At 63.2% G+C, this 16,819-nt stretch carries 18 protein-coding genes; 3 read left to right on the forward strand and 15 right to left on the reverse strand.

The window, feature by feature from the left end; translation table 11 throughout:
* On the forward strand, positions 1–525 hold the full coding sequence (locus DXH78_RS18365) for a CinA family protein (protein WP_115518712.1): 525 nt from the start codon (positions 1–3) through the stop codon (positions 523–525).
* On the forward strand, positions 522–1,019 hold the full coding sequence (locus DXH78_RS18370; RefSeq protein WP_115518713.1) for a TspO/MBR family protein: 498 nt from the start codon (positions 522–524) through the stop codon (positions 1,017–1,019). The genes DXH78_RS18365 and DXH78_RS18370 overlap by 4 nt, the downstream gene beginning before the upstream one ends.
* Here the strand turns inward: DXH78_RS18370 and DXH78_RS18375 are convergent.
* The 10 genes from DXH78_RS18375 to eno form a co-directional block, all read right to left on the reverse strand.
* Positions 1,016–1,477 (reverse strand): type II toxin-antitoxin system RatA family toxin, encoded by a 462-nt coding sequence (locus DXH78_RS18375; protein ID WP_115518714.1) that lies wholly within the window; start codon positions 1,475–1,477, stop codon positions 1,016–1,018. The genes DXH78_RS18370 and DXH78_RS18375 overlap by 4 nt on opposite strands.
* Before the next feature lie 3 nt (positions 1,478–1,480).
* Positions 1,481–2,437 (reverse strand): lipoyl synthase, encoded by a 957-nt coding sequence (gene lipA, locus DXH78_RS18380; RefSeq protein ID WP_115518715.1) that lies wholly within the window; start codon positions 2,435–2,437, stop codon positions 1,481–1,483.
* 59 nt (positions 2,438–2,496) lie between these two features.
* Entirely contained in the window at positions 2,497–2,739 is a 243-nt protein-coding gene (locus DXH78_RS18385; RefSeq protein WP_115518716.1) for a GlsB/YeaQ/YmgE family stress response membrane protein, read from the reverse strand.
* Between the two features lie 28 nt (positions 2,740–2,767).
* On the reverse strand, positions 2,768–3,823 hold the full coding sequence (cysK, locus tag DXH78_RS18390) for a cysteine synthase A (protein ID WP_115518717.1): 1,056 nt from the start codon (positions 3,821–3,823) through the stop codon (positions 2,768–2,770).
* Between the two features lie 34 nt (positions 3,824–3,857).
* Positions 3,858–5,285 carry a dihydrolipoyl dehydrogenase gene (gene lpdA, locus DXH78_RS18395; protein ID WP_115518718.1) on the reverse strand — a complete coding sequence of 476 codons (1,428 nt, stop codon included), beginning with the start codon at positions 5,283–5,285 and terminating at the stop codon, positions 3,858–3,860.
* Between the two features lie 121 nt (positions 5,286–5,406).
* The gene (locus DXH78_RS18400) at positions 5,407–6,768 is read right to left on the reverse strand and encodes a pyruvate dehydrogenase complex dihydrolipoamide acetyltransferase (RefSeq protein WP_115518719.1); all 1,362 of its coding nucleotides are present in this window, start codon (positions 6,766–6,768) and stop codon (positions 5,407–5,409) included.
* An 18-nt stretch (positions 6,769–6,786) separates the two neighbouring features.
* On the reverse strand, positions 6,787–8,178 hold the full coding sequence (locus DXH78_RS18405; RefSeq protein ID WP_115518720.1) for a pyruvate dehydrogenase complex E1 component subunit beta: 1,392 nt from the start codon (positions 8,176–8,178) through the stop codon (positions 6,787–6,789).
* Positions 8,179–8,215: 37 nt separating this feature from the next.
* On the reverse strand, positions 8,216–9,274 hold the full coding sequence (pdhA, locus tag DXH78_RS18410) for a pyruvate dehydrogenase (acetyl-transferring) E1 component subunit alpha (RefSeq protein WP_115518721.1): 1,059 nt from the start codon (positions 9,272–9,274) through the stop codon (positions 8,216–8,218).
* A 263-nt stretch (positions 9,275–9,537) separates the two neighbouring features.
* Positions 9,538–9,855: an FtsB family cell division protein gene (locus DXH78_RS18415; RefSeq protein WP_115518722.1), complete on the reverse strand. Its 318-nt coding sequence runs from the start codon at positions 9,853–9,855 to the stop codon at positions 9,538–9,540.
* 67 nt (positions 9,856–9,922) lie between these two features.
* Positions 9,923–11,206, reverse strand: coding sequence for a phosphopyruvate hydratase (gene eno, locus DXH78_RS18420; protein ID WP_115518723.1), 1,284 nt, complete (start codon positions 11,204–11,206; stop codon positions 9,923–9,925).
* Positions 11,207–11,344: 138 nt separating this feature from the next.
* Here eno and queF point away from each other — a divergent pair, with 138 nt between their 5' ends.
* Positions 11,345–11,812 (forward strand): preQ(1) synthase, encoded by a 468-nt coding sequence (gene queF / locus DXH78_RS18425; protein ID WP_115518724.1) that lies wholly within the window; start codon positions 11,345–11,347, stop codon positions 11,810–11,812.
* Between the two features lie 15 nt (positions 11,813–11,827).
* Here the strand turns inward: queF and DXH78_RS18430 are convergent, their stop codons facing one another.
* The 5 genes from DXH78_RS18430 to pyrG are packed head-to-tail and all read right to left on the reverse strand — an operon-like array spanning position 11,828 to position 16,720.
* A complete protein-coding gene (locus DXH78_RS18430) occupies positions 11,828–12,988 on the reverse strand; it encodes an MFS transporter (RefSeq protein ID WP_115518725.1) in 1,161 nt (386 codons plus the stop codon).
* A gap of 24 nt (positions 12,989–13,012) precedes the next feature.
* Positions 13,013–13,864 (reverse strand): 3-deoxy-8-phosphooctulonate synthase, encoded by an 852-nt coding sequence (gene kdsA / locus DXH78_RS18435; protein WP_245416943.1) that lies wholly within the window; start codon positions 13,862–13,864, stop codon positions 13,013–13,015.
* 57 nt (positions 13,865–13,921) lie between these two features.
* Positions 13,922–14,716 (reverse strand): VOC family protein, encoded by a 795-nt coding sequence (locus tag DXH78_RS18440; protein ID WP_115518727.1) that lies wholly within the window; start codon positions 14,714–14,716, stop codon positions 13,922–13,924.
* Positions 14,717–14,718: 2 nt separating this feature from the next.
* The gene (locus tag DXH78_RS18445) at positions 14,719–15,045 is read right to left on the reverse strand and encodes an NIPSNAP family protein (protein WP_115518728.1); all 327 of its coding nucleotides are present in this window, start codon (positions 15,043–15,045) and stop codon (positions 14,719–14,721) included.
* Between the two features lie 46 nt (positions 15,046–15,091).
* Positions 15,092–16,720 carry a CTP synthase gene (pyrG, locus tag DXH78_RS18450; protein ID WP_115518729.1) on the reverse strand — a complete coding sequence of 543 codons (1,629 nt, stop codon included), beginning with the start codon at positions 16,718–16,720 and terminating at the stop codon, positions 15,092–15,094.
* Positions 16,721–16,819 lie beyond the last annotated feature (99 nt).

Consider the following 16,819-nt stretch of genomic DNA (forward strand, 5'->3'; position numbering starts at 1 on the left):
ATGATCGATGACGACATCGTCCAGGCGGCGCGCGATCTGCTCGATATCTGCAAGCGCAAGAATCTGCTGGTCGCCACCGCGGAGTCCTGCACCGCGGGCCTCGTTGCCGGCACGTTGACCGAAGTGCCCGGCACCTCCAGCATCCTCGACCGCGGTTTCATCACCTATTCCAATGAAGCCAAGAACGAGATGCTCGGCGTCTCGCGCGACCTGCTGGCCCGGCACGGCGCGGTGAGCCGCGAGGTCGCCGAAGCCATGGCCTCCGGCGTGCTCGGCCACTCGCGTGTCCATCTTGCGGTGTCGGTGACCGGTATTGCCGGGCCCGATGGCGGCACGCCGACCAAGCCGGTGGGGCTGGTGCATTTCGCGGTCGCATCGCGCTCCGGCAAATTGAGCCATGCCGAAAAGAGGTACGGAAATATTGGCCGCGCCGAGGTGCGGAAACATTCCGTGCTTCAGGCGTTCAGGATGCTGCACGACATGGCCAAGACCGAAGACGCTTATCCCCCACGCGAGGCGATATGACCGACGCAGCAACCGGCCTGCCCAGACGCCCCTGGTATCTGGCGCTCATCCCCATCGCCGCCATTGTCGCCGCCTCGGTCCTCGGCCAGATGGCGACCTTTCCGCATCTGGCGCCTTGGTACGCGGGCTTGAGCAAACCGCCGTTCAACCCGCCGAACTGGGTGTTCGGTCCGGCCTGGACGACACTTTATGTGCTGATGGCTTTCGCCACGATCCGCGTGATCTGGCAGCCGGAGTCGGCGGCGCGCACGCGCGCGCTGGTGCTGTTCGCGTTGCAACTCCTGTTCAATATCGCCTGGTCGTGGATGTTCTTTGCCGCGGAGAATCCGCTGTTGGGGCTGATCAACATCGTGCCGCAGCTGGCGCTGGTCATCGCGACCGTGTTGGTATTCTACCGCGTCGACCGGACGGCCGGCATTGCGCTTGCGCCACTGGCGCTCTGGGTCAGCTTCGCGACCTTGCTGAATGTTTCGGTCTGGTGGCTGAACCGCTAGCCGGGCTTGCGGCCATAGACCTTGTCGGCACGCGCTTCGAATGCCGCGGCCATCTTGCGGAACACGGTGTCGAACACCGCGCCCATCAGCATGCCGAAGGTGCGGCTTCTGAATTCATAGTCGATATAGAACTCGACCTCGCAAGCGTCTTCCCCGATCGGTTTGAAAGACCAGCGATTTTGCAAACGGCTGAACGGGCCGTCGAGATACTCGACCAGAATTTTCAGGTTCGGTCGGTCGAGCGTGACGCGGCTGGTGAAGGTCTGCTGGATCAGCTTGTAGGCGACCGTCATCGACGCGGTCATCACCTCGACGCCTTCGCCCTTGTCGGTGCGGCTGCGGATGCGCAGGTTCTGGCACAGCGGCACGAACTCGGGATATTTCTCGACATCGGCGACGAGGTCGAACATGTCGGCCGCGGCATGACGCACGCGGCGCTTGTTCGTGAACTGCGGCATCGATTAGCGGTTAAGCTGCGCTGCGCGCGCCGCTTTCAGACGCGCGAAGTCGTCGCCCGCGTGGTGTGACGAGCGCGTCAGCGGCGACGCCGACACCATCAGGAAGCCCTTCGAATAGGCGACGGTTTCGAGCGACTTGAACTCGTCCGGCGGCAGGAAACGCTTCACCTCGTGATGTTTTTTCGTCGGCTGCAGATACTGGCCGATGGTGAGGAAGTCGACGCCGGCCGAACGCAGGTCGTCCATCACCTGCAGGATCTCGTTCCGCTCTTCGCCAAGGCCGACCATGATGCCGGACTTGGTGAACATCGACGGATCGAGTTCCTTCACCCGCTGCAGCAGACGCAGCGAATGGAAGTAGCGCGCGCCGGGCCGCACGGTGAGATAGAGCGACGGCACGGTTTCGAGATTGTGGTTGAACACGTCGGGCTTCGCCGCGACCACCACCTCGACCGCACCATCCTTGCGCAGGAAGTCGGGGGTGAGGATTTCGATGGTGGTGCCGGGCGCATGCTTGCGGATGGCGCCGATCGTGTCGGCAAAATGCTGCGCGCCGCCGTCGGCCAGATCGTCACGATCGACCGAGGTGACGACGATATGGTTGAGGCCGAGCTTGGCGGTCGCCTGCCCGACATGTTCGGGCTCGCTGACGTCGAGCGCCCCCGGCAGGCCGGTCTTGACGTTGCAGAAGGCACAGGCGCGCGTGCAGGTGTCGCCCATGATCATGAAGGTGGCGTGCTTCTTCTCCCAGCACTCGCCGATATTCGGACAGCCCGCCTCTTCGCAGACGGTAACGAGCTTGCTCTCGCGCATCAGGGCATGCGTTTCGGCATAGCCCTGGGAGATGGGCGCCTTGACGCGAATCCAGTCCGGCTTCGGCGGCTGCACCGAATCCGGCCGGTGCGCCTTTTCCGGGTGGCGCGGGCGCGGGTTATTGATCAGGTCGAGGACGACGGCCATGAGGGATACTTACGGCTGCGGGGACCGCGCCGCAAGGCGAGCCATGCGGAACCCAGGTATCAGGCCCCTCGGATTGCCCGCCAGATGAACAGGAAGATCACGGCGCCGATGGTGGCACTGATGATGTTGCCGAGGAAATCTGCGGCGATGAAGATACCGAGCCGCGGCAGGACAGCGCCAGCGACGATGGCGCCGACCAGGCCGACCGCCAGATTGGCCAGCAGGCCGCCGCGACCGCCGAGAATAACCTGCGCCAGCCAGCCGGCAACCAATCCCACCACGATCCAAGCAATGATGCCCATCTGAAGCCCCCTTTTTGCTTTGCCGGTTTCAGGCCGTCTTCGCCGGCATCTGATGGCCCGGCGTCGACAGCGAAATCGTTACTTCGTCTTCGTTCATGTCCGCACCAATGTCGCCGAACAACGGCGTCGACAGGTAGCGCTCGCCGGTATCCGGCAGCATCGCCAGAATGGTCGAACCCGGCGCGGCCTTCTCGGCCACCTTGAGCGCGCCGGCGAGCGTCGCGCCGGCGGTAATGCCGACGAAGATGCCTTCCTTCTGCGCCAGGTCCCTGGCGCATTTCATGGCGTCGGGTCCGGCGATGGTGACGACTTCGCTCGCGGCGCCGCGGTCGACCGCTTCGGCGGTGATCTTCGGGATGAAATCGGGCGACCAGCCTTGCATCGGATGCGGCTTGAAGGCGGCATTTGGTTTCGCGGGCGTGCCGTCGGCATTGCGCTCCTGCGGCGTATGGCTCGACACCATCGGTGCGTCGCCCGGTTCGCACAGCACGATTTTGGTGTTCGGCATTTCGCGCTTGAGCACACGCGACACGCCATTGAAGGTGCCGCCGGTGCCAAAGCCGGTGACCCAGTAGTCGAGACCCGTGTCTTTGAAGTCGTCGACGATCTCGCGCGCGGTGGTGCGCTCGTGCATGTCGGGATTGGCTTCGTTTTCGAATTGCCGCGTGAGGAACCAGCCATGCGTCTTGGCGAGTTCCTGCGCCTTGGCAACCATGCCGAAGCCGCGGCCGGCGGCCGGCGTGAGCACCACCTTGGCGCCAAGGAAACGCATCAGCTTGCGGCGTTCCACCGAGAACGTCTCGGCCATGGTCACGACCAGGGGATAGCCCTTGGCCGCGCAAACCATCGCAAGGCCGATGCCGGTATTGCCGGAGGTGGCCTCGACCACGGTCATGCCGGGCTTGAGCTCACCGGACTTCTCGGCGGCCTCGATGACACCAAGCGCGAGGCGATCCTTCACCGAACCGAGCGGATTGAAGGCTTCGATCTTGACGTAGAGATTGACGCCCTTCGGCCCGAGTTTGTTGATCTTGACGCACGGCGTGCGGCCGACGGTCTGGAGGATGCTGTTGTATTTGGCCATCGGATCGACTCCGGCTTTGCCGCTTGCGCGAGCGTTACATATTCAACACGCGTCCGTAAGCATCGAGCACCGCTTCCTTCATCGTCTCCGAAATCGTCGGATGCGGGAAGATGGTGTGCATCAATTCTTCTTCCGTGGTCTCCAGATTCATCGCCACCACGAAGCCCTGGATCAGTTCGGTGACTTCCGAGCCGACCATGTGCGCGCCCAGCAGCTGGCCGGTCTTCTTGTCGAAGATGACCTTCACGAGGCCCTGATCCTCGCCCTGCGCGATCGCCTTGCCGTTGCCCATGAATGGGAAGCGGCCGACGCGGATGTCCAGCTTCTTGTCCTTGGCCGCCTGCTCGGTGAGGCCGACCGAGGCGATCTGCGGATGACAATAAGTGCAGCCGGGAATCTTGAGCTTGTCCATCGGGTGCGGATGCAGGCCCTTGATAGCCTCGACGCAGACGACGCCTTCGTGCTCCGCCTTGTGCGCCAGCATCGGCGGGCCAGCGACATCGCCGATGGCATAAATGCCCGGCACACTGGTCTTGCAGTATTCATCGACCTTGATGACACCGCGCTCGATCTTCACGCCGACTTTTTCAAGACCGAGGTTCTCGACATTGCCGACGACGCCGACGGCGGCGATGACGCGATCGACCGTGATCTGCTCAGCTTTACCGTTCACCTCGATGGTGGCGGCGACACTGTCGGCCTTCTTGTCGAGCTTGGTGACCTTGGCGCCGGCCATGATCTTCATGCCCTGCTTCTCGAACTGCTTGCGGGCGATGCCGGCGATCTCGGCGTCCTCCACTGGCAGGATCTGCGGCAGCACTTCGACCACGGTCACCTCGGCGCCCATCGTGCGGTAGAACGAGGCGAACTCGATGCCGATGGCGCCGGAGCCGACGACTAGCAGCGACTTCGGGAATTTGGTGGCGGCGAGCGCATCAAAATAAGTCCACACCAGCTTGCCGTCCGGCTCGAGGCCCGGCAGCGTGCGCGGTCGCGCGCCGGTGGCGACGATGATGTGCTTGGCCTGATAGCTGCCGGCGCCGAGCGCGTCCTTCGGCATGTTTACCAGCGGCGAGTCGTAGTTCTTCACCGTGATCTTGCCAGGCGCATTGATCGTCGCTTCGCCTTTGATGAGCGTGACCTTGTTCTTCTTGAACAGGAAGCCGACGCCGGTATTGAGCCGGTTGACCACGCCGCGCGAGCGCGCAATCACGGCCGCCGGATCGACCTTCACGTTGTCCGCCGCCAGGCCGTAATCCTTGGCGTGCGTCATGTAGTGATAGATCTCGGCCGATCGCAGCAGCGCCTTGGTCGGAATACAGCCCCAGTTGTTGCAAATGCCGCCGAGGAACTGACGCTCCACCACCGCGACCTTGAAACCGAGCTGCGCCGCGCGGATGGCGGTGACATAACCGCCCGGTCCTGCGCCGATGATGATGATGTCGAAATTGGTATCGGCCATTGCCTAATCCTTCTTCCGTCATTCCGGGGCGCGAGCGGAGCGAGCGCACCCGGAATCCATAATCACAAACCGGGCGTATGGATTCCGGGCCCGCGCGTTCGCGCGTCCCGGAATGACAACCCTAAACCACCATCATCACCGGATTTTCGATCAGCTTCTTGAACGCGGTAATGAGTTCGGCGCCCAGCGCGCCATCCATGGCGCGGTGATCGCACGACAAGGTCACGCTCATCATGGTGGCGGCAACGATCTGGCCATTGCGCACAACGGCCCGCTCCTCGCCGGTGCCGACCGCGAGGATCGACGACTGCGGCGGGTTGATGATGGCGGTGAAGTCCTTGATGCCGAACATGCCGAGATTGGACACCGAGGAGGAGCCGCCCTGGTACTCATTCGGCTTGAGCTTCTTGGCCTTGGCGCGTGCGGCGAGATCCTTCATCTCGTTGGAGATGGCGGACAACGTCTTGAGTTCGGCCTGGCGCACGATCGGCGTGATCAGGCCGAAGGGCAGCGCCACGGCGACGCCGATGTCGGAATGCTTGTGGCGCAACATCGCAGCTTCGGTCCACGACACATTGGCTTCCGGGATTTTCTGCAGCGCAATCGCCATCGCCTTGATGACGAAGTCGTTGACCGACAGTTTGTAGGCCGGTTTGCCGTCGGCGCCCTTGGGCGCGGCGCTGTTGATGTCCTCGCGCGCGGCCATGAGCTTGCCGAGGTCGCAATCGACCGTGAGATAGAAGGTCGGCATCGAATTGGTCGCGGCGGTCAGGCGTTGCGCAATCGTCCGGCGCATGCCGTCATGCGGAATGCTTTCGTAGGTGCCCTTCTCGTAAAGGCCGAGGATCTGTTGATCCGACATGACAGGCGCAGCAGCGGGGGCACCTGCTGCGGCTGGAGCACCAGCCGGCGCGGCTTTCAGACCCTTGCCGGACTTCGCGTTCTCCACGTCGCTGGCAATGACGCGGCCATGCGGACCGGAGCCACTGATGCGCGCGATGTCGATGCCGGCATCCTTGGCAAGACGGCGCGCGAGCGGCGAGGAGAAAGTGCGGGAGCCTGACGAAGCTTGCACCGGAGCGACCGCGGAAGGGGGCGCCGCCGAAGCGGTCGGCTTGGCAGTTGGTGTGGCCTCGGCCTTCTTCGGCTCTTCCTTGGGCTCTTCTTTCTTCGCCTCGGTTTTTGGCGCTGCTGCTTTCGGCGCACTCGCGGCGCTCGAAGCGGCGGCCTTCACGTCCTCACCTTCGGCGGCGAGCACGGCGATTGGCGAGTTCACCGCTACGTCCTGCGTGCCTTCCGGAACGATGATTTTGGCGAGAGTGCCCTCATCGACCGCCTCATATTCCATCGTCGCCTTGTCGGTCTCGATCTCGGCAATGACATCGCCGGCCTTGACCTTGTCGCCTTCCTTCTTGAGCCACTTGGCGAGGTTGCCCTTCTCCATCGTGGGAGACAGCGCGGGCATGAGGATGTTGGTCGCCATGGGAAAGCCTACCGGAACTTATTTGTAGCTGACGGATTTGGCGGCCTCGACGACTTCCGCGGCCGACGGCAGCGCAAGCTTTTCGAGGTTGGCGGCGTAAGGCATCGGCACTTCCTTGCCCGACACGCGCGCGACCGGCGCATCGAGATAATCGAAGGCCTGCTCCATGACGCGCGCGGCGATTTCGGCGCCGACGCCGGACTGCGCCCAGCCCTCTTCCACCGTGACAACGCGGCCGGTCTTCTTCACCGACTCGATGATGGTCTCGGTGTCCATCGGCTTGAGCGTACGCAGGTCGATCACTTCGGCGTCGATGCCCTCTTTCGCGAGAGTCTCGGCGGCTTCCATTGCGTAACGCATGCCCATCGACCACGAAACGATGGTCACGTCCTTGCCGGCGCGCGCGATGCGCGCCTTGCCGATCGGCAGCACGAAATCGTCGAGCTTCGGCACCGGGCCGGACTGGCCGTACAGAATTTCATTTTCGAGGAACACGACCGGGTTCGGATCGCGGATGGCGGCCTTGAGCAGCCCCTTGGCGTCGGCCGGGTTCGACGGCGAGATCACGCGCAGCCCGGGAATGTTCGAGTACCAGGCCGAGTAGTCCTGGCTGTGCTGCGCGCCGACGCGCGCGGCGGCGCCATTCGGTCCGCGGAACACGATCTGCGCGCCCATCTGACCGCCCGACATGTACAGCGTCTTAGCAGCGGAGTTGATGATCTGGTCGATCGCCTGCATGGCGAAATTCCAGGTCATGAACTCGACGATCGGCTTGAGGCCGGCGAGCGCTGCGCCGACGCCGAGACCGGCGAAGCCGTGTTCAGTGATCGGCGTGTCGATGACGCGCTTGTCACCGAATTCCTGCAACAATCCTTGAGTGACCTTGTAGGCGCCCTGATATTCCGCAACCTCTTCGCCCATGACGAAGACATCTTTGTCGGCGCGCATTTCCTCGGCCATGGCGTCGCGCAAGGCTTCGCGCATGGTCATGGTGACCATCTCAGTGCCTTCGGGAATGGCGGGATCGTTGGCGGCCTGAACCGGCGGCGGAGCCAGCGCCGTATCGGCCTTCTGCGGAGCCTTGGTTTCAGCCTTGCTCTCAACCTTGGCTTCGGCTTTTACGGCCGGCGCGGACGGTTTTGCAGCCTTGATGTCGCCGGCCTTCTCTCCGTCGCCAAGAATAACGGCGATCGGCGTGTTCACGGCGACGTCCTGCGTGCCTTCCGGCACCAGAATTTTACCGAGCGTGCCTTCGTCGGCGGCTTCCACTTCCATGGTCGCCTTGTCGGTCTCGATCTCGGCGATGATGTCGCCGGATTTGATCTGGTCGCCCTCCTTCTTCAGCCACTTGGCAAGGTTGCCCTTTTCCATCGTGGGTGAAAGCGCAGGCATGAGAATGTCGGTCGGCATGGGCGCTACTGTTTCCTGATCACACGCTCAGCGCGGCTTAACGGTAGATGTCGGTGTAGAGCTCGGAGACGTCCGGCTCGGGATCGTGCGTCGCGAACTCGGCCGAGTCGTTGACGTAGTCGCGCACCTCGGCGTCGATCTTCTTGAGATCGTCTTCGCTGGCGAATTTCTTCTCGACAATGCGGTTGCGCACCATGTCGATCGGATCGTGCGTGGTGCGCACCTTGTCGACCTCTTCGCGCGTGCGGTACTTGGCCGGATCCGACATCGAGTGGCCGCGATAGCGGTAGGTCAGCATTTCGAGAATGTACGGGCCCTTGCCGGCGCGGCACCAGGCAACGGCCTTGTCGCCGGCGGCCTTCACCGCGCGCACGTCCATGCCATCGACCTGCTCGCCCGGAATGTTGAACGAGACACCGCGCTTGGAGAAGTCGGCTTGTGCCGAGGCGCGATTGACCGAGGTGCCCATGGCGTAACGGTTGTTCTCGATGACGTAGACGACCGGTAGCTTCCACAGCTCGGCCATATTGAAGCTCTCGTAGACCTGGCCCTGATTGGCGGCACCGTCGCCGAAATAGGTGATCGAGACGTTGTCGTTACCGCGATAGCGGTTGGCGAAAGCGAGGCCGGTGCCGAGCGGCACCTGGGCGCCGACGATGCCGTGGCCGCCGAAGAAGCCCTTCTCCTTCGAGAACATATGCATCGAGCCGCCCTTGCCCTTGGAATAACCATGGGTGCGGCCGGTGAGCTCGGCCATGACGCCCTTGGCTTCCATGCCGGTGGCAAGCATGTGGCCGTGATCGCGATAGCCGGTGATGACCTGGTCGCCGTCCTTCAGCGCCATCTGCATGCCGACGACGACGGCTTCCTGGCCGATATAGAGGTGGCAAAAACCGCCGATCAGACCCATGCCGTAAAGCTGGCCCGCCTTCTCCTCGAAGCGGCGGATGGTCAGCATGGTCTTGTAGGCCGAGAGATCCTGTTCCTTGGAAAACTCGACAATGGGCGTTACCGGACCCGGCGAGTCTGATTTGGCACCGTCTGAACCGGTGCTGGCAGCCTTGCTGCTGGAGGATGCTGCGGAAACTGCCGGCATGGACACTCCCTAGACGAATGGCCTTTGCGGCCTTGGCAGAACCGGTCGTATCATTTTGCCGGCGCACGATCTTTTCAAAAAAAGGCAGCGCCGCGCCGGATTCGTGCGCGGCTCCGAAAACGCTCTGGCTGATCGTGGTGGTGGCACCTGACCCTCACCTGTTCAAATAGCCCAAATTGCAGGGACGCGGAAGCATCAGCGCGCTGTCGCTGCATTGCAGCAAAGCGGATGGCTGGCCGGTTTCCGTGGATCGAAATTGGCTGTCAGCGCGGCGTGAGCAAAAGTGTCACATCGCGCGGATCGACAAAACCGATCAGGGCGCGGGCGCGCTCGTCCAGCATGTCGGGATCGATCTTGTCGGCACGCAGCAGCGCCACCCGGCGCTCCCAGGTCGCCTTCTCGGACCTGATCTGCGCCAGTTCCGCCTGCATCAGCGCCAGTTGCTGCTCGATTTCCTGTTGCGCGCGCAGGCCGTGATTGCCGGTGAACGCGTTGACCGCGAAATAGCCGATGAAGGCTGCGGCAAACAGGTAGAGGCCGATAACGGTCAGGATAGCGTGGCGGCGGCGATGCGAAACCATGGCGCACAAAATGCCGCAATGGCGTTAAGGCGGGTTTAAGGCCCGCCTATCGCCGGTGCGATCCGGCCTAGCGGGCGGCCTTGAGCGCGGCACGGCCAGCATACCTGGCCTGCGGCCCGAGCTGCTCCTCGATGCGCAGAAGCTGGTTGTATTTGGCGGTCCTGTCTGACCTGGCCAGCGAACCGGTCTTGATCTGCCCGCAATTGGTGGCGACGGCGAGGTCGGCGATGGTCGAATCCTCGGTCTCGCCGGAGCGATGCGACATCACCGCGGTGTAGCCGGCCTTGTGAGCCATCTCGACGGCGGCCAGCGTCTCGGTGAGCGTGCCGATCTGGTTGACCTTGATCAGGATCGAGTTGCCGAGACCCTTTTTGATGCCATCCGACAGCCGCGTCACGTTGGTGACGAACAGGTCGTCGCCGACGAGCTGGCACTTGGCGCCGATCAGGTCGGTGATCTGCTTCCACCCGTCGAAGTCGTCTTCCGACATGCCGTCCTCGATCGACACGATCGGGTAATCGCCGACCAGTTTGGCCAGATACTTGGCCTGGTCGGCGATCGAACGGGTCTTGCCCTCGCCTTCATAGACATAGGCGCCGTTCTTGAAGAATTCGGTCGCGGCGCAATCGAGCGCCAGCGCGATGTCGGTGCCGGGCTTGTAGCCGGCCTTTTCGATCGCCTTCATCACGTAATCGAGCGCCTGTTCGGCCGACTTCAGGTTCGGCGCGAAGCCGCCCTCGTCGCCGACATTGGTATTGTGGCCTTCGTCGTGCAGCGCCTTTTTCAGCGTCTGGAAGACTTCGACGCCCATGCGCAGGCCTTCGGCAAAATTCGGCGCGCCGACCGGCATGATCATGAATTCCTGGAAGTCGATCGGATTGTCGGCATGGGCGCCGCCGTTGACGATGTTCATCATCGGCACCGGCAGCAGCCGCGCCGCGGTCCCGCCGACATAGCGGTAGAGCGGCAGATTGGCGGCAAGCGCCGCGGCCTTGGCGGTGGCGAGCGACACGCCGAGCAGCGCGTTGGCGCCGAGGCGGCTCTTGTTGGCGGTGCCGTCCAGAGCGATCAGGGTTTCGTCGATCCCGGCCTGATCCTCGGCGTCCATGCCGCCAATGGCTTCGAAGATTTCGCCGTTCACCGCGGCGATGGCCTTGGTGACGCCCTTACCTAGATAGCGACTCTTGTCGCCGTCGCGCAGTTCGACCGCCTCATGGGCGCCGGTCGAGGCGCCCGACGGCACCGCGGCGCGGCCGAGCGAGCCGTCTTCCAGCACCACGTCGACCTCGACGGTCGGGTTGCCGCGGCTGTCGAGAATCTGGCGGCCGATGATGTCGATAATGGCGGTCATGACGGAGGTTCCGGTCTTGGGACGGTGGAATTTTGGCGCGCTTCTACAGGATGACCGCGCGGCGGCAAAGGGGCCTCACCGAGGGCGGCGGGCGGCCGTCCCCTTGACCGCCCAATCGTGTCCCGGCAATGACAGCCTATGGCCAAAGCGAAACGATCGACCAAGAGCCTGCAACTCGGGCACCCCGTCGCACTGCCTGCCTCCCCGGAGGCGGCGCGGCTCGACCGTGTCCCCAATCCGCATGCGGACACGAACTACCTTGCCCGCTTCACGATGCCGGAATTCACCTCGATCTGCCCGGTGACCGGCCAGCCGGATTTCGCGATCCTGGTCATCGACTACGTGCCGAACAAATGGCTGGTGGAATCCAAATCGCTCAAGCTGTACCTCAACAGCTTCCGCAACGTCGGCTCGTTTCACGAGGACTGCACGGTCAGCATCGGCAAGCGGCTGAAGACGTTACTTGCGCCGCGCTGGCTGCGCATCGGCGGTTATTTCTATCCGCGCGGCGGCATGCCGATCGATGTGTTCTGGCAGACGGGCAAATTGCCGTCCGGCGTCTGGGTGCCAGATCAGGGCGTCGCGCCCTATCGCGGCCGCGGCTAACAAATTTCTGAGCCGCTAGACCTTGGCGGCCGGCCGACGCAGGAAATGCGCGGCCACGAGCCCATTGACGACCAGCACAATACCGCCGCCGATCAGCGTCGGCGTAACGCCCGCGTTATGAAAGCCGAGATTATAGATCGCCGGCCCTGCCGCCTGGCCCAGGAAATAGAAGAACGAATGCAGCGCCATGGCAGAGCCACGCGCGGCCGGCGCCAGTTCGCTGGCGTAGATCTGTATGACGCCGTGAAGCAGATAGAAGGCGAGTCCGAGCACGACAAAGTCCAGCACGTCAGCCTGCCACGGCGCGCGCAGCGAGATGAAGGCAATGGTGAGGCCCATCATCAGGCCGCCGAGACGCATCATCCAGGTCTCGCCGAAAACCCGCAGCAGCCAGCCGACCCGTAAACTGTAGATCACGCCGCCAATGGCAAAGCCGCCGATGACAATACCGGGGATCGAGGCGCGGGTTTCGCCCATGTCGTGAAACAGCGTCGCAAGATGGGGAAACACGCCATACATCAGCGCGCCTTCGACGAAGACGGCGCCGAAACAGAACTTCGCCAGCGGATTAGCGAAGATCGAACGATAGCCGGAGTGCATCGCCGACAGACTAAAGCCGCCGCCGCGCTGGCCGACACCACGCAGGCCGAAGGTGGAGGCGACAAGAACGGTGAATCCCAGCACCGCCATGACGGTGAACACCGCACGCCAGCCGAACAGATCGCCAATGGCCCCCGAGGCGGTGGCGCCGAGAAGATTGCCGGACATGATCGCGAACAACAGCCGGCCCATTGCTACCTGCCGGTCCTTCACAGGAACCAGATCGCCAAGAACGGCGAAGGCGATCGGCACCAGGCCGCCGCCGCCGATGCCGGCCAATACGCGGCTCGCCATCATCAGCGGGAAGCTGGTCACCAGCGCACCAGCGACCGTGGCAACCGCGACAATGGCCAGACAGATGAGGATCAGCTTGGTCTTGTTGAACATGTCGGCGAGCGCGCCGAGCACCGGCTGAACGATCGCGAACGGCAGCGCATAGGCGGTCGACAACAGCGCAGCGGTAGCGGCATCGGTGCCCAGCCCGTCCGCGATCTGCGGCACGATCGGATCGATTGCGCGCGCGAACATCGAACTGGCGAAGACGATGAAGGCAAGGACGGTAAGGACTGGGTTCATCGTGCTTTCGCAAAAATTCTGGCGTTACGCCGGCTTGCCCGCCTTCGCCAGACGATCGAAGGCAACAAGGCCGGTCAGCAACGCGGCCATGTCCTTGAGCGGCACCATATTGGGTCCATCCGACGGGGCGCGGTCCGGGTCCTGATGCGTTTCAATGAAGACGCCGGCGACGCCGACCGCAACCGCGGCGCGTGCCAGCACCGGCACGAACTCGCGCTCGCCACCGGACGACGTGCCCTGCCCGCCCGGCTGCTGCACCGAATGCGTGGCATCGAAAATCACCGGTGCGCCGGTGCGCTGCATGATCGGCAGCGAACGCATGTCGGAGACAAGGGTGTTGTAACCGAAGGAAGCGCCGCGCTCGGTGAGCAGCACATTGGCGTTGCCTGCACCGGTCAGCTTGGCGACGACGTTCTTCATGTCCCACGGCGCCAAAAACTGGCCTTTCTTGACGTTTACGACGCGGCCGGTCCGGGCCGCGGCGATCAGCAGATCGGTCTGGCGGCACAGGAAGGCGGGTATCTGCAGGATATCAACCGCCTGTGCGGCAATGGCGCATTGATCGGCGTCATGAACATCGGTCAGTACCGGCAGTTTCAGGCTTTCGCGAATCTCAGCGAAGACCGGCAGCGCCGCCTCGAGGCCAACACCACGCGCAGCCGATGCCGAGGTGCGGTTGGCCTTGTCGAACGAGGTCTTGAACACGAGACCGACACCGGCCTTGGCCGCAATCTCCTTCAGGGCCGACGCCATCTCCAGCGCGTGGGCGCGGCTCTCAAGCTGACACGGCCCCGCAATCAGTGCGAGCGGCAGGTCATTGCCGAAGCGCACCGCACCGACAGTCACCACGGCATTGGGCAAAAGGCTCTGGTTCAAGGCGTTACGTCCTGATGTGCGGTGGACCATGCGGCGGCAGGCCTGTCCGGTCAATCGCTATCGGCCGAATATAAGCCCCGCGCCGAGGGCCGTAACCGGCGACCGTGGCAAGGTCCCAACGAACCGCATTGCGGCCAGCCGCGGCCCACCGGCGGTGTCCGGCGAATCGAGACCGTATCGAACTGCATAGGCGTCCGGAGTCATGACCTCGATGGCGCCACGCGGCAGGCCAAGCCTATAGCCTTCGCCCTCCGCCGTGACGTTGAGGGCGCCGGTGAAGGCCGTGAGAAAATCGCGGTGACGCGCCGGTTCGTCAGCGACAATGACGACTGCAGCAATGCCGGTGACACCATTGTCGTGTTTCTGAAATGCCGGGTTCCAGAAGTTCTCCGGATAGTGCTGCTGGCAGGTGAAGAAGCCGATCTCGGGCGCGGTCTTGTCCTTGGCAAAAGCCAGAGAGAACGCGACATGCACGGCCGTGCCATCGGGACGCTTGCCTTCCCGATCGAACCGCGTCGAGCCTGAGGCGGCAATGCCGGCCGTCTCGAAGGCAGCAACGTCGCCCGCCGAATCTGTCGACTCGAGAACCAGCATCGATAGGGCTTCGTGCCGCGCCGTAAAGTCGCGATTATAGATGCCGAAGTTTGCCGAAAAGATATCGTCGCTCAGCTTGTCCGGTTCGGCCAGCGTGATGAGTTCAATGAAGAAGCCGGGAAACTGGATGATGTGGTTGTGCGTGCCCCAAGGATGCCGGTTGCGCTGTCCCACTGTAAAGCCGAGCTCGCGATAGCGTACCGCCGCCGCGTCAAGGTCGCGCACGGCGTGGACGATATGATCAAGTCCGCGCGGCATTATCACTTCGCCGGTGAGAACGCCGTCGGCTGCAGGAAGCTGCTGGTAATGTTGGCAACGATCAGACCGTCCTTCTCGGAGTCGGCGCGCGCCTTGATCCATTCCGGATCCGCCATGAAAGCATCCCACCGCTTCTCGCGGTCGGCGAGCGAATCCCACTTGAGCATGTAGGTCAGCTCCATGTTGGATTCGCCAATCAACGTGGTCCAGAAGCCGTGCGGCCTGATGCCGTGCTTGTCCCAGATACGCAATGTTGCGTCTTCGAAGCGTTTGAGCAGCGCCGGCAGTCGGCCTGGAATGCAGCGATAAATGCGAAGCTCATAAATCACGGACGCCTCTCCCCTTGATTTGGCAGCAAGCGGCCGTCCTCGCCGATCAAACCAGCCGGCTTTGATCGACCGCCGCGCCGATGAACGATGAGAACAGCGGGTGCGGTTCGAACGGCCGCGATTTCAGTTCGGGATGGAACTGCACGCCGATGAACCACGGATGGTCGTCGTATTCCACGATCTCGGGCAGAACGCCGTCGGGCGACATGCCGGAAAAACGCAGGCCGCGCTGTTCGAGACGGCCTTTGTAGGCCGTGTTGACCTCGTAGCGATGGCGGTGACGCTCGGAGATATCCGTCGTGCCGTAGATCTCCGCAACGCGGCTACCGCGCACCAGCGATGCCTGATAGGCGCCAAGCCTCATCGTGCCGCCAAGATCGCCATGAGCGCCGCGCTTTTCCAGCGCATTGCCCTTGAGCCATTCGGTCATCAGGCCGACGACCGGTTCGTTCGTCGGGCCGAACTCGGTCGAGTTGGCGTCCGCAATGCCGCATAGATTTCGTGCTGCCTCGATACAGGCCATCTGCATGCCGAAGCAGATGCCGAAATACGGCACATGACGCTCGCGCGCGAACTGCGCCGCCTTGATCTTGCCCTCGGCGCCGCGCTGACCGAAGCCGCCCGGCACCAGGATGCCGTTGACCTGCTCGAGGAACGGCGCCGGGTCCTCGTGTTCGAACACGTCGGACTCGATCCACTCCAGATTGACCTTCACCTTGTTGGCGATGCCGCCATGGGTGAGCGCTTCGTTGAGCGATTTGTAGGCGTCCTTCATGCCGGTGTATTTGCCGACAATGGCGATGGTGACCTCGCCTTCCGGATTGCGGACGCGTTCGTTGATCTCGTGCCAGCGCGCCAGCGACGGCGCGCCCTTGTCCTCGATGCCGAAAGCCGCCAGCACTTCGCGGTCGAGCCCCTCGGCCGAATAGGCTTCCGGCACGGCGTAGATGTTGTCGACGTCGCGCGCTTCGATCACGGCGCTTTCGCGCACGTTGCAGAACAGCGCCAGCTTGCGCCGTTCGCTTTCCGGAATCGGCCGGTCGGTGCGGCAGAGCAGAATGTCGGGCTGGATGCCGATCGAGCGTAGCTCTTTCACCGAGTGCTGCGTCGGTTTGGTCTTGAGTTCCCCCGCACTCGGAATGTAGGGCAGCAGCGTCAGGTGAATGTAGATGGCGTGGCCGCGCGGCACGTCGTTGCCGAACTGGCGGATCGCCTCGAAGAACGGCAGGCCCTCGATGTCGCCAACGGTGCCGCCGACCTCGACCAGCACGAAATCGTAGCCGTCATTGCCGTCGCGGATGAAGTCCTTGATGGCGTTGGTGACATGCGGAACGACCTGAATGGTGGCGCCGAGATAGTCGCCTTTGCGTTCCTTGGTCAGGATGTCCTGGTAGATGCGGCCGGTGGTGATGTTGTCCTGCCGCGTCGCCGGATTGCCGGTGAAACGCTCATAGTGGCCGAGATCGAGATCGGTCTCCGCGCCGTCGTCGGTGACGAAGACCTCGCCGTGCTGATACGGCGACATCGTGCCGGGATCGACGTTGAGGTAGGGATCGAGCTTGCGAAGGCGGACCTTGTAGCCCCGCGCCTGCAGGACCGCGCCGAGCGCCGCCGATGCGAGACCTTTGCCGAGGGAGGAGACCACGCCGCCGGTGATGAAGATGTACCGCGCCATGGGGCCTAACCTCTAGAGGCCGCGAATCGATTCGGGGAGAGCGAAAAGCGATTGCCTGCCCCGCGCCTGTGCGTAGCGTGAAAAAGCGGTGAATTCCAA

The organism is Undibacter mobilis (assembly GCF_003367195.1).
GTDB classification, from domain to species: Bacteria; Pseudomonadota; Alphaproteobacteria; order Rhizobiales; family Xanthobacteraceae; genus Pseudolabrys; species Pseudolabrys mobilis.

What these genes read in the sequence shown, in the direction of transcription:
- DXH78_RS18430 (WP_115518725.1), bottom strand. Translation starts at nt 12,988, where the DNA reads ATGAACCCAGTCCTTACCGTCCTTGCCTTCATCGTCTTCGCCAGTTCG.
- eno (WP_115518723.1), bottom strand. Translation starts at nt 11,206, where the DNA reads ATGACCGCCATTATCGACATCATCGGCCGCCAGATTCTCGACAGCCGC.
- pyrG (WP_115518729.1), bottom strand. Translation starts at nt 16,720, where the DNA reads ATGGCGCGGTACATCTTCATCACCGGCGGCGTGGTCTCCTCCCTCGGC.
- DXH78_RS18405 (WP_115518720.1), bottom strand. Translation starts at nt 8,178, where the DNA reads ATGCCGACCGACATTCTCATGCCTGCGCTTTCACCCACGATGGAAAAG.
- DXH78_RS18415 (WP_115518722.1), bottom strand. Translation starts at nt 9,855, where the DNA reads ATGGTTTCGCATCGCCGCCGCCACGCTATCCTGACCGTTATCGGCCTC.
- queF (WP_115518724.1), top strand. Translation starts at nt 11,345, where the DNA reads ATGGCCAAAGCGAAACGATCGACCAAGAGCCTGCAACTCGGGCACCCC.
- DXH78_RS18365 (WP_115518712.1), top strand. Translation starts at nt 1, where the DNA reads ATGATCGATGACGACATCGTCCAGGCGGCGCGCGATCTGCTCGATATC.
- DXH78_RS18440 (WP_115518727.1), bottom strand. Translation starts at nt 14,716, where the DNA reads ATGCCGCGCGGACTTGATCATATCGTCCACGCCGTGCGCGACCTTGAC.
- pdhA (WP_115518721.1), bottom strand. Translation starts at nt 9,274, where the DNA reads ATGCCGGCAGTTTCCGCAGCATCCTCCAGCAGCAAGGCTGCCAGCACC.
- DXH78_RS18375 (WP_115518714.1), bottom strand. Translation starts at nt 1,477, where the DNA reads ATGCCGCAGTTCACGAACAAGCGCCGCGTGCGTCATGCCGCGGCCGAC.
- lpdA (WP_115518718.1), bottom strand. Translation starts at nt 5,285, where the DNA reads ATGGCCGATACCAATTTCGACATCATCATCATCGGCGCAGGACCGGGC.
- DXH78_RS18400 (WP_115518719.1), bottom strand. Translation starts at nt 6,768, where the DNA reads ATGGCGACCAACATCCTCATGCCCGCGCTGTCTCCCACGATGGAGAAG.
- cysK (WP_115518717.1), bottom strand. Translation starts at nt 3,823, where the DNA reads ATGGCCAAATACAACAGCATCCTCCAGACCGTCGGCCGCACGCCGTGC.
- DXH78_RS18385 (WP_115518716.1), bottom strand. Translation starts at nt 2,739, where the DNA reads ATGGGCATCATTGCTTGGATCGTGGTGGGATTGGTTGCCGGCTGGCTG.
- DXH78_RS18370 (WP_115518713.1), top strand. Translation starts at nt 522, where the DNA reads ATGACCGACGCAGCAACCGGCCTGCCCAGACGCCCCTGGTATCTGGCG.
- lipA (WP_115518715.1), bottom strand. Translation starts at nt 2,437, where the DNA reads ATGGCCGTCGTCCTCGACCTGATCAATAACCCGCGCCCGCGCCACCCG.